The sequence below is a fragment of the Burkholderia sp. AU4i genome (assembly GCF_000466765.1).
Lineage (GTDB): Bacteria > Pseudomonadota > Gammaproteobacteria > Burkholderiales > Burkholderiaceae > Burkholderia > Burkholderia cepacia.
Map to the genome: position 1 here is coordinate 1 of NZ_ASSI01000008.1, position 13016 is coordinate 13016.

The 13016-nt window shown below is 70.1% G+C and carries 13 protein-coding genes; 7 read left to right on the forward strand and 6 right to left on the reverse strand.

The genetic code is table 11. The features are described 5' to 3' along the window. Window positions 1–668 precede the first annotated feature (668 nt). Window positions 669–1247 (forward strand): superoxide dismutase [Fe], encoded by a 579-nt coding sequence (gene sodB, locus L810_RS00540; protein ID WP_011352986.1) that lies wholly within the window; start codon window positions 669–671, stop codon window positions 1245–1247. 106 nt (window positions 1248–1353) lie between these two features. Here the strand turns inward: sodB and chrA are convergent, their stop codons facing one another. Beyond that, window positions 1354–2562, reverse strand: a complete 1209-nt coding sequence (gene chrA, locus L810_RS00545; RefSeq protein ID WP_021156375.1) for a chromate efflux transporter — start codon at window positions 2560–2562, stop codon at window positions 1354–1356. 87 nt (window positions 2563–2649) lie between these two features. After that, window positions 2650–3357: a Crp/Fnr family transcriptional regulator gene (locus L810_RS00550; protein ID WP_021156376.1), complete on the reverse strand. Its 708-nt coding sequence runs from the start codon at window positions 3355–3357 to the stop codon at window positions 2650–2652. 81 nt (window positions 3358–3438) lie between these two features. On the opposite strand from L810_RS00550, the gene L810_RS00555 reads away from it, so the two are divergent. From L810_RS00555 to L810_RS00565, 3 genes are all read left to right on the forward strand, one after another. Further along, entirely contained in the window at window positions 3439–3963 is a 525-nt protein-coding gene (locus tag L810_RS00555) for an Mpo1 family 2-hydroxy fatty acid dioxygenase (protein WP_021156377.1), read from the forward strand. Next, entirely contained in the window at window positions 3956–5002 is a 1047-nt protein-coding gene (locus L810_RS00560) for a 2-dehydropantoate 2-reductase (RefSeq protein ID WP_021156378.1), read from the forward strand. Before L810_RS00555 ends, L810_RS00560 begins: the two co-directional genes overlap by 8 nt. Before the next feature lie 100 nt (window positions 5003–5102). Continuing rightward, on the forward strand, window positions 5103–5705 hold the full coding sequence (locus L810_RS00565) for a methyltransferase domain-containing protein (RefSeq protein WP_021156379.1): 603 nt from the start codon (window positions 5103–5105) through the stop codon (window positions 5703–5705). 19 nt (window positions 5706–5724) lie between these two features. Here the strand turns inward: L810_RS00565 and L810_RS00570 are convergent, their stop codons facing one another. Beyond that, complete coding sequence (locus tag L810_RS00570) at window positions 5725–6999, reverse strand: EAL domain-containing protein (protein ID WP_021156380.1); 1275 nt, start codon at window positions 6997–6999, stop codon at window positions 5725–5727. Window positions 7000–7179: 180 nt separating this feature from the next. After that, a complete protein-coding gene (mdtD, locus tag L810_RS00575; protein WP_021156382.1) occupies window positions 7180–8616 on the reverse strand; it encodes a multidrug transporter subunit MdtD in 1437 nt (478 codons plus the stop codon). Between the two features lie 218 nt (window positions 8617–8834). On the opposite strand from mdtD, the gene L810_RS00580 reads away from it, so the two are divergent. Next, window positions 8835–9158: a DUF2917 domain-containing protein gene (locus L810_RS00580; RefSeq protein ID WP_021156384.1), complete on the forward strand. Its 324-nt coding sequence runs from the start codon at window positions 8835–8837 to the stop codon at window positions 9156–9158. On the opposite strand, the gene L810_RS00585 is transcribed toward L810_RS00580, so the two are convergent. Further along, window positions 9131–9433, reverse strand: a complete 303-nt coding sequence (locus L810_RS00585; protein ID WP_021156385.1) for a hypothetical protein — start codon at window positions 9431–9433, stop codon at window positions 9131–9133. The two genes, L810_RS00580 and L810_RS00585, sit on opposite strands and share 28 nt — an antisense overlap. Window positions 9434–9620: 187 nt before the next feature. Here L810_RS00585 and L810_RS00590 point away from each other — a divergent pair, with 187 nt between their 5' ends. Beyond that, on the forward strand, window positions 9621–11012 hold the full coding sequence (locus tag L810_RS00590; protein ID WP_042972705.1) for a CoA transferase: 1392 nt from the start codon (window positions 9621–9623) through the stop codon (window positions 11010–11012). Window positions 11013–11033: 21 nt separating this feature from the next. Here the strand turns inward: L810_RS00590 and L810_RS00595 are convergent, their stop codons facing one another. After that, on the reverse strand, window positions 11034–11780 hold the full coding sequence (locus tag L810_RS00595; RefSeq protein ID WP_021156386.1) for a GntR family transcriptional regulator: 747 nt from the start codon (window positions 11778–11780) through the stop codon (window positions 11034–11036). Window positions 11781–11946: 166 nt separating this feature from the next. Between L810_RS00595 and L810_RS00600 the strand changes: the two genes are divergently transcribed. After that, a complete protein-coding gene (locus L810_RS00600) occupies window positions 11947–12792 on the forward strand; it encodes an aldo/keto reductase (RefSeq protein WP_021156387.1) in 846 nt (281 codons plus the stop codon). Window positions 12793–13016: the final 224 nt, after the last annotated feature.

The following is a 13016-nucleotide window of genomic DNA, read 5'->3' on the forward strand; positions in this document are numbered from 1 at the left end:
TTACGTACGGTGACTGGAGTTCAGACGTGTGCTCTTCCGATCTACGCACGTCGAGCAGCTTGCCGTGCGGCTGGCGTCGGCGGCGTCGCGGCCGGTACGCGACGCGCGCGCGCGGTTCGCGCTCGCGCAGTTGCGCTGGCAGCGCGCGCGCCCCGATCCGTCGCAGGCGCGCCAGGCACTCGCGGGGCTGTCGCAGCGCCTTGCGCTCGCATTGCAGCGCCGTCACGAACGCGACACGGCTCGCGTGTCAGCCTGTGCGGCAAGGCTCGAGGTGTTGAGCCCGCAGCGCACGCTCGAGCGCGGTTATGCGGCGCTGATCGATGCGCAGACGGGCCGCGCGGTGCGCACGCCGAACGCATTGAAGCCGCAGCGCCGCCTGACCGTGCATCTCGCCGAAGGCTCGGCCGACGTGTCGCTCGCCGACGTGCAGCCGCGCCTCGCCGATACGATCTGACGTGAGCGGCGCACGCGCCGCGACCGGCCAAAACGCGCGGGAACGGCGGTTGCGCGGTATCGGCTCGTCCCTGTGGACGATGCGCGAACATCGCTTTTCCGCATACCGCGGATAAATGGCCCGTGAGTTTGCGGGGTTATTCGTCCTCGCCTACAATCGGACGCTCGGCAGCATTCAACACAAGCCCCCCTACATACTCAACGAAGGAATCGCCATGGCTCATACGCTCCCGCCGCTCCCGTACGCTGAAGACGCACTCGCGCCGACCATCTCGCTCGAGACGATCCAGTACCACTACGGCAAGCATCATCAGGCTTATGTGACGAACCTGAACAATCTGATCCCGGGCACGGAATTCGAAAACCTGTCGCTGGAAGAGATCGTGAAGAAGTCGTCGGGCGGCATCTTCAACAACGCCGCGCAAATCTGGAACCACACGTTCTTCTGGAACAGCCTGTCGCCGAACGGCGGCGGCGCACCGACGGGCGCGCTGGGCGACGCGATCAACGCGAAGTGGGGTTCGTACGACGCATTCAAGGAAGCGTTCACGAAGGCCGCAGTCGGCACGTTCGGTTCGGGCTGGGCATGGCTCGTGAAGAAGGCTGACGGTTCGCTCGACATCGTGTCGACGAGCAACGCAGCAACCCCGCTGACGACGGCCGACAAGGCACTGCTGACGATCGACGTGTGGGAACACGCGTACTACATCGACTACCGCAACGCACGTCCGAAGTTCGTCGAAGCGTTCTGGAACATCGTGAACTGGGACTTCGCAGCGAAGAACTTCGCGTAAGGTCCGGCACCTGCGCGCCGCTACGGTGCGCGGTACCCAGCAGAAAAGCCCTCGTTTCGAGGGCTTTTTTGTTTTTGCCGCGGCGAAACGTGCCGCGCGTGCCCGGTCAGGCGAGGAGGCCGAGCCCCCAGCCGAGCGCCGCGCTCGCGATCACGACGGCCCAGGGCGGCAGGCGCCAGAATACCAGCGCGACGAATGCGACGAGTGCCGCGGCCAGGTCGCGCGGCGCCATGATCGTGTCGGTCCAGACCGGGTGATAGAGCGCCGCGAGCAGCAGCCCGACGACGGCCGCGTTCACGCCCGCGAGCGCGGCTTGCATCCGCGTGCTGCGGCGCAGGCGCTCCCAGAACGGCGCGGTGCCGGCCACCAGCAGGAACGACGGCGCGAAGATCGCGACCAGTGCGATCGTGCCGCCGAGCCAGCCGTTCGGCGCATCGCGCAGCGACGCGCCGAGGAATGCCGAGAACGTGAACAGCGGCCCCGGCACGGCCTGCGCGACACCATATCCGGCCAGAAACGCCGCATCGCCGACCCAGCCGGGCGCGACCACGGCCGCCTGCAGCAGCGGCAGCACCACGTGGCCGCCGCCGAACACGAGTGCGCCGGTGCGGAAGAACGCATCGACGACGGCGAGCGTATCGGATTGGAGCGCGCGGGCGGCGAACGGCAACGAGACGAGCAGCGCCGCGAACAGCGCGAGCCACAGCAGGCCCGCGCGATGCGACACGTGCAGCGGCAACGGCTCGTGTGCGTCGCGCGCCGGCTGCGGCAGCAGCACGAGGCCGGCCGATCCGGCCGCGACGATCACCGCAATCTGCGTCCACGCAGCCGGCGCGAGCAGTGCGGCGCACGCGGCCGCGGCCATCAGCGTGACGCGGCGCGCATCCGGGCACAGCGTGCGTGCCATGCCCCATACGGCCTGCGCGATCACGGCGACCGACACGATGCGCAGCCCGTGCAATGCACCGGCTTCGATCGGTGCGCCCGTCGCGTGCACGCCGAGCGCGAACAGCATCATCAGCAGCGCCGACGGCAGCGTGAAGCCGAGCCACGCGGCGAACATGCCCGCGTAGCCGGCGCGCGCGAGGCCGATCGCCATTCCGACCTGGCTGCTCGCGGGCCCCGGCAGGAACTGGCACAGCCCGACGAGATCCGCGTAGGTGCGTTCGGTGAGCCAGCCCCGCCGCGTGACGAATTCTGCGCGGAAGTAGCCGAGGTGCGCGACCGGGCCGCCGAACGACGTGAGGCCGAGCCGCAGGAACGCGACGAAGACGGGCCACGGATGGCGGGAGGGGGCGGCGGTCGATGGATTCAAGGCGGGGCGATGGGGGAGCGGACGAGCCGCCACGATAGCGCAACCCGGCGGTGGCGGGGTGACGCATCACGGTGCGGTGCGCGTTGCTCAGCGCGTGCCGTCTCCCAGCCCGCTCGCGCGGCGCAGCGCGTCGATATCGACGAGTTCGATCTCGCCGACGTGCAGCCGCACGATGCCGTCGGCCTGCAGCGCTTTCAGCAACTGGTTGGTGGTCTGCCGCGTGATCGACAGCATCGACGCGAGCGTTTCCTGCGACAGCCGCACGCGCGTGCGCCCGGCGCTGATCCCGCCGTAGCCGTCGGCGATCATCAGCAGGCGGGCGGCGAGCCGCTGCGCGGCCGGCATCACGCTCATCGACTCGACGGTCAGGAAGCTCAGGCGCAGCTTCTGCGCCATCAACAGCGCGAATTGCCGCCAGTATTGCGGCGTCGCGTCGAGAATCGCGAGCAGCGCGGCCTGCGGGACGTGCAGCAGCAGCGCGTCGTCGAGCGCGATCGCGTCGTGCGTGCGCGGCTGGCCGTCGAACAGCGCGATTTCGCCGAACCACGTGACGGGCTCGGCGACCGTCAGCAGCGCCTCCTTGCCCTGCGGATCGACCGCACCTATCGTGAGTGAACCGGCCAGTACCGCGTACAGCCCGCACGGCGGGTCGCCGCGCCGGAACAGCGCATGGCCGGCCGGCAGCCGGCGCAGCGCCGCGCGGGCGAGCAGGTCCGCGCGCAACGCGGGCGGCAGCGCGGCGAACCACGGGTTCGCTTCGATCTGCGGCAGGTACGGGGCGAGCGAAGAGGGCATGGGCACGCGATGTCGGGTAGCTGACAGAGGTTCTCGGGCGTGACGCGCATCATAGCGCCCAACAACCGACCAGGAGACGCGATGAAGACGCTCGAAGACCATCTTTCCCAGTATGCGGCCTACCACCGCGACGCGCGCAACATCGCGACGCATCTGGTCGGGATCCCGATGATCGTATTCGCGGTCGAGGTGCTGCTGTCGCGGCCGGCGCTCGGGACGCTGGCCGGCGTCGCGCTGTCGCCGGCACTGCTGCTCGCCGTCGCGTTCGCGGTGTTCTACCTGCGACTCGACCTGCGGTTCGGGATCGTGATGACCGCGCTGTTCGCGCTGGGCCTGTGGGGCGCGCAGGCGCTCGCGTTGCTGCCGACCGCGCAATGGCTCGCGACCGGCATCGGCGCGTTCGTCGTCGGCTGGATCGTCCAGTTCGTCGGGCACTGGTTCGAAGGGCGCAAGCCCGCCTTCGTCGACGATCTGGTCGGCCTGATGGTCGGGCCGCTGTTCGTCGTCGCCGAGGTCGCGTTCTTCGCGGGACTGCGCGGCGAAGTGCGCCGCGAAGTCGAGCGGCGGGCCGGCCCCGTGCACGGCGGCGCGCATTCGCATGTCTGACGCACCGGTCTGCGTATTCGGCGCGGGCGCCGTCGGCTGCTATCTCGGCGGCCGGCTCGCGGCGGCCGGTGCGAAGGTGACGCTCGTCGGCCGCGCACGGATCGGCGATGCGATTCGTCGGCACGGGCTGACGCTGACCGACCGGCGCGGCTATCGCGCGACGCTCGCCCCGGCCGATGTCGTGTTCACGACCGATCCGGCGGCTGCGGCGGCCGCGCGGCTCGTGCTCGTGGCGGTGAAATCGGCCGCGACGCGTGAGGCCGCGGCGCAGCTGGCCGGCGTGCTGCGGCCCGGCACGGTCGTGATCAGCTTCCAGAACGGCCTGCACAATGCCGACGTGCTGCGCGAGGCGCTGCCGCAAGCAACCGTGCTGGCCGGCATGGTGCCGTTCAACGTGATCGAGCGCGCGCCCGGCGCGTTTCACCAGGGCTCGGCCGGCGCGCTTGCGGCCGACGCGTCTCCCGCGCTGCCGCCGTTTGTCGACGCATTCGCGCGCGCCGGGCTGCCGCTCGCGCTGCATTGCGACATGCGGGCCGTGCAGTGGGCGAAGCTCCTGCTCAACCTGAACAACGCGGTCAATGCGCTCGCGAACCTGCCGCTGCGCGACGAACTCGCGCAACGTGCGTACCGGCGCTGCGTCGCGCTCGCGCAGCGCGAAGCGCTGCACTGCCTGGCGCGGGCCGCGATCCGGCCTGCGCGGTTGACGCCGTTGCCGGCCGAGTGGATCCCGGCCGTGCTCGACTTGCCCGATTTCGCGTTCCGCGTGCTCGGCGGCCGGATGCTCGCGATCGACCCGCTCGCGCGTTCGTCGATGTCCGACGATCTCGCGGCGCAGCGTGCGACGGAAGTCGAGTGGATCAACGGCGAGGTCGTATGGCTGGCCGCGCGCTTCGGCACGCAGGCGCCCGTCAATGCGCGACTGTGCGCGCTCGTGCATGACGCGGAACGTGCGGCGGCGCGCCCGGCCTGGCGCGGCGACGCACTGTGGGCCGAGTTGACCGCGCAGGCAGTGCGCGCGGGCGACGTGCGGGCCGCGTAGGGGCCGCGCAAGCCGACGCGCGGGGCGTGGGGGGCCGCACGGCAGGTGCTGTGGCCAAGATGCGCGGTGCGTCATACGACGCTTATGCGGAGCTGTCACCATGGTGGATCGCCCGACTCTCGATGCCTACGACGCCCACGCCGCGCAATACGCGCAGGACTGGCTCGACCAGGCCGCGCCAGACGACATGTACGCGCTGCTGGAGCAGTATTTCTCGCCGGGGCCGACCGCGGACGTCGGCTGCGGAGCCGGGCGCGATACGGCCTGGCTCGCGTCGCGCGGCTTCGACGTGCGCGGCTACGACGCGAGCGCCGCACTGCTCGACGAGGCGCGGCGCTGCCATCCGGACCTCACCTTCGAGCTGGCTGCACTGCCGGCGCTGGCCGGCGTGCCGTCCGGCGCGTTTCGCAACGTGCTGTGCGAAACGGTCGTGATGCATCTCGAACAGGCGGACGCGGCGGCGGCGGCCGCGCGGCTGGCCGAGCTCCTGATGCCGGGCGGCACGTTGTACATGAGCTGGCGGGTGGCCGGCAACGGCGCGTTGCGCGACGAGCGCGGCCGCCTTTACACACCGCTCGATGCGGCGCGGATGCGGGCGGCGCTCGGCGCGGGCACGCAGGTGATCGACGAGCACGAGGTCGTCAGCGCATCGTCCGGCAAGCGCGTGCACCGGCTGATCGCGCGCAAGGCCGCCGCCGCGTGAGCGCGGCGCGGCGGCGCGCTCATTCGCGGTTGAGTGCCGCTTCCCAGTTGATGTCGACGCACAGCACCTGCATGCCGGTCGCGACCGGCGCGGCGATCGACGCGGTCACGCACAGGTGCGCCTCGTTGATGGACAGGTAGGGGGACGTCAGGTGCACGTGGCCCGGCGCGCGCATCGCGTCGATGAAGTACGGGCGCCGTTCCCAGCTCGCGCCTTCCGAGTGCAGCAGCGGCCGGAAGCGCTTGGCGCGCTGCGATACGCTGCCGCGCGCGAGCACGTTGTCGCCGATCTGGCGCCCCGATGCGTCGAGCAGGAAACACCGGGCGGTCTCGGGCAGCCCGAGTACGACGGCCGCCGCGTCGGTGAGCGGCTCGCCCGCGCCGAGCTTCCGGCTCGCTTCCTCGAGCGCCGCGACGTACGGCGCGAGCCGTTCCGCCTGCGTGCGCTCGCGTTGCGCGACGCGCAGCCGCAATGCGGCCGACAGCGTATCCATGCAGCCCGCGGCGGCCTGCGGCTGCACCGGTTCGACGCTCGGCCCCGCGAAATACTGGCCCTGCACGAAATCGACGTCGCACTCGAGCGCGATCAGCGCGTCTCGCTCGGTCGCGAGCCCGCCCATCAGCACGAGCTGGCCGGATTCGTGCAGCAGCGACACGAGCCCCGGCAGCACCCGTTCGAGATGCGAGTGCTCGCTTGCCTGCGCGAGGATGCCGCGATCGAGCGTGACGATGTCGGGATGCAGGTGCCACACGCGGTCGATGTTCGAATGCTTCGCGCCGAACCCGACCAGCGCGATCAGGAAGCCGGCCTTGCGCAGCCCGTCGACGATCGCCGCGTAGCGCGGCGTTTCGCCGCCCGCCTGCTCGGGCACTTCGAGCACCACGCGATGCGGCGGCAGCCCGAGCGCCTTCAGGTTCGCGAGCAGGGCGTCGCTGTAGACGGTGTCCATCAGCGCGGCCGGATGCAGGCTCAGGAAGAGCCATTCGTCATGACTGTCGAACGCGTGGAAGTTGCCGAGATGCAGCGATTCGGCGAGCCGGCCGAGCTCGAGCAGGTCGCCGCGCCGCGCCGCCTGCGTGAACACCTCGTGCGACGCCACCTGGCGGCTGTCCTCGTCGTGCGCACGCAGCGACGCGTGATAGCCGATCGCGCGGCGGTGCGACACCGAGAAAACGGGCTGGAACACGCTGAACACGGTGTAGCCGCCGTACAGCACGGTGCGCCGGTTCCCGTCGTCGCCGGCGATGGGGCGGGGCGGCTGAAAGCCGGGGGGATCGATTTCGATCATGCTCATGATGTCGGCCGAAGGAAGACTGCCAGTTTACCTAGAGAATAGGCGAGCAAGAAGCGTGCACGGCATCGTACCCCGTGCGGCGGCGCGTCGCGGCCGGGCCGCCGGTCATCGCCGGCGCATCGAACGGCCCGCGCTGCACCGCAATGGTGCGCGCCGACCCGGTTCGGCGCGCGCCGCGCGTCACGCGCGTTCGGATGGGTCGGTCTTGCGCGCGGTGCTGCGGATCTCGGGCGCGAGCTGCGCGAAGATCCATGCGGAAGCGGCCGTGATGATCCCGACGCAGATGAACGTCGCATGGAATGCCGGCAGCGTGTTGCTCGGCGTCACGGTGCGCAGCATGCCCGTGAACGTCGCGAGCAGCGCCCCCGCGACCGTGACGCCGAGGCTCATCGACAGCATCTGCACGAGCGAGAACAGGCTGTTGCCGCTGCTCGCGCCGCCCGTGCCGAGATCCTTGAGCGTCAGCGTGTTCATCGCGGTGAACTGCATCGAGTTGAAGCCGCCGAACAGCGCGAGATGCACGATCTTCACCCAGACCGGCACCGTGTCGCGCATCAGCGCGAAGCTCGCCATCATCACGCCGACCATGATCGTGTTCACGAGCAGCACCTTGCGATAGCCGTAGCGCGTGATCAGGCGCGTGATGATCCGCTTCGAGAACATCCCGGCCGCCGCGACCGGCAGCATCATCAGCCCGGCCTCGAACGCCGAGTAGCCGAGGCTCACCTGCAGCAGCAGCGGGATCAGGTACGGCATCGCGCCGCTGCCGATCCGCGCGAACAGGTTGCCGAGCAGCCCGACGCTGAACGTGTGGATCCGGAACAGCTCGAGCGAGAAGATCGGCTGCGGCGCGCGCACCGCGTACAGGCCGTATGCGACGAAACACGCGAGGCTCAGGATCAGCAGCACGAGCACGGCCGCGTGCTGCATGCCGAGATCGGCGAGGCCGTCGAGCGACAGCGAGATCGCGACCATGCCGATCGTCAGCAGCAGATAGCCTTTCAGGTCGAAGCGGCCGACGGCCGGGTTGCGCGAATCGGGCATCGAATAGAAGGTCGCGATGCAGCCCGCGACGCCGACCGGCACGTTGATCAGGAAGATCCAGTGCCACGACGCGATCTTCACGAGCCAGCCGCCGAGCGTCGGCCCGATCAGCGGGCCGATCAGGCCGGGAATCGCGACGAACGACAGCGCGGACAGGTAGCGTTCGGCCGGGAACGTGCGCAGCACCGCGAGTCGCCCGACCGGCAGCAGCATCGCGCCGCCGACCCCCTGTACGACGCGGAACGCGACGAGTTGCTGCAGCGTATGCGCGTTCGCGCACAGCAGCGAGCCGAGCGAGAACACCAGGATCGCGCTGAAGAACACGCGCCGCGTGCCGAAGGTATCGGCGAGCCAGCCCGACACGGGGATCATCACCGCCATCGTCAGCGAGTACGCGATCACGACCGACTGCATGCGCAGCGGCGACTCGCCGAGGCTCGCGGCCATCGACGGCAGCGCCGTGTTGACGATCGTCGAGTCGAGCGTCTGCATGAAGAAGCCCGTTGCGACGAGCCAGAGCATCACGGTGAGGTTCTTTTCGCCGGGAGCGGCGGCAGGCGGGCGCTGGAACATGGGGGCGGGGCGGTGGTGCGGGACAGCCGACATTGTAGGGAAAGCCGTCGCGCCGTGCAGGTTCGGCGCAACGGCGGTGCGAAGTCCGGCCGGCGGGTGCCTGTCCTCGTCGAGCGACCGGTACAGTTCAGCCGAAAGTGTTCGTCGCCGTATCTGTCCGTGTGCTGCCGCTGTCCGAAATACTGGTGCCATCGGACCCGTGCGACCAGGAGGCTGCCATGCGCGAACTGCGACTTTACGTGATCGAAGGCGACGAGCCGGCCGGTCGGTGGCGGATCGTCGATCGCACCGCGCTGGAGGTCGCCGACGGCGAGGTCTGGGTGACGATCGAGGGCCGGATCGACGATCACTGGCTCGGCGCCGGCGATTCGCTGACGCTCACGCCCGGCATGCGCGTCTGGGTCAGCGCGGGGGCGCACGGCGCGACGTTCGCGTTCGGTCCGCTCGACGCGCCCGCCGTGCGCGCCGCGCAGGCGTGGTGGCGGCCGCTCGTCGCATGGCGCGACGGCCGGCGTCACGCGCCCGCATCGCTGCCGACGTAGCCCCCGGCGCTGGCGGATCGGCGTGCGTCCTGGTATTGCTCGGGCACATGCGCGATTCGGCCGGCCGTGCGGCCATCGGCGATCCGCGTGGTCGGCGAGCCCGGCGCCGGAATGCGCCGGTCGAGCGAATGCTCGTCGACGTATCCCGAGCGTTTCGCTTCGGGATAGCGGCGTGCGAGCTGCCGCATTTCGTCCGCGCGGTAGCGGCGGAGCCTGACCGTGCCGCCCGGCAGCGAGCGCAGCGGGGCGCGGTTCACGTGCGGATGGAGGGGCACGCCGGCACCGAGGATGCCGGCAGACTTGCCGTGCGTTGGGGATGTCGAGCCGGCTGCGCGTGCCGGCGAGCAGGCGATACATCCGCGCTGCGACCGTGTGCGAGGTGCCGATTCGCACAATCAGGATTGCTCGCGACGGTCGCGAATTCTAGACTCGATCCTGTCTCCCCCCACGTCCCGTCCCGCCATGACACCCGAACTCGCGTTGACGCATCTGTGGCGGCTCGCACACGGCGACCCCGACGCGCTGGCACGCGCGACCGTGACGGGGCAGGACCCGACGCTGCCGTCGACCTTCCGGGTCGGCACGCTGGCCGCGGCGACGATCGCGGCAGCCGGGCTCGCGGCGGCCGAATGCCACCGGCTTCGCACGGGCGTTGCGCAAACCGTCGACGTGTCGGTGCGCGACGCGCTCGTCGCGTTCCGCAGCGAACGCTATCTGCGTGTCGACGACGGCCCGCCGCCGGAGTTGCGTCATCCGGTGACGGGCTTCTACGAGACGCGCGACGGACGCTGGATCCAGTTGCACGCAAACTTCCCGCATCACCTGCAGGGGATGCTCGGCGTGCTCGGCTGCGGCGCGCGGCGGGACGACGTCGCCGCTGCGATCCGCACGCGGGACGGCGCAGCACTCGACACCGCGCTGGCCGAGGCCGGGCTGTGCGCCGCATTGATCAGAACACCTGACGAGTGGGCGGCGCACGAGCAGGCGCGTGCGATCGCCGCGCTGCCGCTGTTCGAGATCGAGCGGATCGGCGATGCGCCCGTCGAGCCGATCGGCGAGGGCGACGCGGGCCAGCCGCTTGCCGGTGTGCGCGTGCTCGATCTCACGCGGATCATCGCGGGGCCGGTCGCGGGCCGCACGCTGGCGTCGCACGGCGCGCAGACACTGCTCGTCAATGGCCCGCACCTGCCGAACATCGCGCCGCTCGTGATCGACAACGGGCGTGGCAAGCGTTCGACGTGGATCGACCTGCGCGACGACGCGGGCATCGATACGCTGCACGCGCTCGCTCGTGATGCGGATGTGTTCCTGCAGTCGTACCGGCCCGGTGCGCTCGCGGCGCGCGGCTTCGGGCCGCTCGCGCTGGCGGCGCGGCGGCCCGGCATCGTGTGCGTGTCGATCTCCGCGTACGGGCATGCGGGGCCGTGGGCGCAGCGGCGCGGCTTCGACAGTCTCGTGCAGTCGGCGAGCGGGATCGCGTGGCAGGAACAGCAGGCCGCGCACGCGAACGCGCCGCGCCACCTGCCGTGCCAGGCGCTCGATCATGCAACGGGTTATCTCGCGGCGTTCGGCACGATGATCGCGCTCGCGCGCCGGGCACGCGACGGGGGAAGCTGGCACGTGCGACTGTCGCTCGCGCAGACGGGCCGCTGGCTGCAGTCGTTCGGCATCGTGCCGGACGGCCTGCAGGCACCCGATTTCGCGCGCACCGATGTATGCGACCGGATCGAGCGCATCGCGTCGCCGTTCGGCATGCTCGACGCGGTGCGGCCCGCCGAGCGGTTATCGGTGACACCGCCGTCGCTTGCGCGCCCGTCCGTGCCGCTCGGCACCGACGATGCGTGCTGGCTGTAAGCGCCGGCGGCGCGGCCGGCGTTACTTGCGCAGTTCGACGACGAAGTCGTAGTAGTCGTTGCGGCAGTAGGTATCGGTCAGTTCGATCGCGCGCTGGTCCGACGTATAGCCGATTCGTGTGATCAGCAGCAGCGCGTCGTGCGGTGCGATGCCCATCTGCTCGGCGATCTCGTCGGTCGCGTTGACCGCGCGGAAATGCTGCAGCGCGCGCACGATCGGCGTGCCGCGCGCTTCGAGATAGCTGTACAGCGACCCGCCGATTGCCTGCGGATCGGGGATCAGCGTCGCGGGAAACGTCGAATTCTCGACGGCCATCACGATGCCGTCGGCGAGGCGCAGGCGCTTCAGGCGCGTGACCGATGCGGCCGGCGACAGCCCGAGCTGGATCACTTCGTCGCGGTTCGCCGGCTGGATCTCGCGTGCGATCCATTGTGAGCTCGGCTTGAAGCCGCGCCGTTCGAGCATTTCGCTGAAGCTCGACAGCCGCGACAGCGGATCCTCGTAGCGCGGCTGGATGAAGTTGCCGGCGCCCTGCGTGCGGCGAATCAGGCCTTGCTCGACGAGCAGCGCGATCGCCTTGCGCGCGGTGATGCGCGATACGCCCAGTGCATCGGACAGCACGCGCTCGGAGGGCAATGCCTCACCGGCTGTCCAGCGGTTGTCGTGGATCGCGTCGCCGAGCTTGCGGGCGAGCTGCAGGTAGAGCGGCGTGTCGTTGTCGGGGTCGGGGCGCAGGTCCTGCCAGCGGTCGTCCGTGGATGCCTTCATGGAGTGGGTATCGATCAGGGTGCGGCCATTCTAAGTCATCGCGTGGCGCCGTTATAGCCGGTTTTTGCCGTGCAATAGGTGAATCGCGCGCCGATTGACTACACTGATGCGTCGTATTCCATGCCTGGGTCGCGGTGCGCGGCCACGAATCCGCAACGAGGAACGCATGACAGACACGATCGCCACGGTCGTCCTGCCGGACGGCGAGACGATTCCGAAGCTTGGCCTGGGCACGTGGGAGATGGGGGAGCGGCCGGCCCGGCGCGCGGACGAGATCGACGCGCTGCGCGAAGGCGTTGCGCTCGGAATGACGCTGGTCGATACGGCCGAGATGTACGGCGACGGCGCGACCGAGGAACTGGTCGGCGAGGCGCTCGCGGGCCTGCGCGACGAAGTGTTCCTCGTCAGCAAGGTCTATCCGCACCATGCGAGCCGGCGCGGCGTCGTTGCCGCGTGCGATGCGAGCCTCAGGCGCCTGCGTACCGATCGCCTCGACCTGTATCTGCTGCACTGGCGCGGCTCGGTGCCGCTCGATGAAACGGTCGAAGGCTTCGAAGCGCTGCAGCGCGCGGGCAAGATCCGTCACTGGGGTGTCAGCAACTTCGATACGGCCGACATGGCCGAGCTCGTCGATGAAGCCGGTGGCGGCGCGTGCGCGACCAACCAGATCCTCTACAACATCGCGCGGCGCGGCCCGGAATTCGACCTGCTGCCATGGCTTGCCGGGCACGGGATGCCGGCGATGGCCTACAGCCCGGTCGATCATGGACGGCTGCCGAAGCGCTCGCCGCTCGACGAGATCGCACGGCAGCACGGGGTGTCGGTGATGCGCGTCGCGCTTGCGTGGGTGCTCGCGCAGCCGGGGGTTTTCGCGATCCCGAAGGCGTCGCGCATCGAACATGTGCGCGACAACCGGGCCGCGCTCGATTTCATGTTCAGCGATGATGAGCGCGCGCAGCTTGACGCGTACTTCCGTCCGCCACGCAGCAAGCGCGCGCTCGAGATGCTCTGACGACGCCCGGCCGGGCAACGCGGCAGGTCAGTGGTTGCCCCCGGAGGATCCGCCGTTGCCGTGACCGCCGCCATTGCCGTTCCCGCTGCCATGGCCATTGCCGACACCGTTGGCACCGCCATTGCCGGCGCCGCCGCTCCCGTTTCCATTGCCGTTGCCACCGCCATTGCCGTGGCCACCGTTGCCACCGTCGCCGTGGCCGCCGCCGTTACCGTGACCGCCGC

Excerpts from the sequence above, each read along its gene's own strand:
- L810_RS00560 (WP_021156378.1), top strand. The coding sequence starts at position 3,956 with ATGTCTGACGCACCGGTCTGCGTATTCGGCGCGGGCGCCGTCGGCTGC.
- L810_RS00580 (WP_021156384.1), top strand. The coding sequence starts at position 8,835 with ATGCGCGAACTGCGACTTTACGTGATCGAAGGCGACGAGCCGGCCGGT.
- L810_RS00570 (WP_021156380.1), bottom strand. The coding sequence starts at position 6,999 with ATGAGCATGATCGAAATCGATCCCCCCGGCTTTCAGCCGCCCCGCCCC.
- sodB (WP_011352986.1), top strand. The coding sequence starts at position 669 with ATGGCTCATACGCTCCCGCCGCTCCCGTACGCTGAAGACGCACTCGCG.
- L810_RS00595 (WP_021156386.1), bottom strand. The coding sequence starts at position 11,780 with ATGAAGGCATCCACGGACGACCGCTGGCAGGACCTGCGCCCCGACCCC.
- L810_RS00590 (WP_042972705.1), top strand. The coding sequence starts at position 9,621 with ATGACACCCGAACTCGCGTTGACGCATCTGTGGCGGCTCGCACACGGC.
- mdtD (WP_021156382.1), bottom strand. The coding sequence starts at position 8,616 with ATGTTCCAGCGCCCGCCTGCCGCCGCTCCCGGCGAAAAGAACCTCACC.
- L810_RS00550 (WP_021156376.1), bottom strand. The coding sequence starts at position 3,357 with ATGCCCTCTTCGCTCGCCCCGTACCTGCCGCAGATCGAAGCGAACCCG.
- L810_RS00600 (WP_021156387.1), top strand. The coding sequence starts at position 11,947 with ATGACAGACACGATCGCCACGGTCGTCCTGCCGGACGGCGAGACGATT.
- L810_RS00555 (WP_021156377.1), top strand. The coding sequence starts at position 3,439 with ATGAAGACGCTCGAAGACCATCTTTCCCAGTATGCGGCCTACCACCGC.
- L810_RS00565 (WP_021156379.1), top strand. The coding sequence starts at position 5,103 with ATGGTGGATCGCCCGACTCTCGATGCCTACGACGCCCACGCCGCGCAA.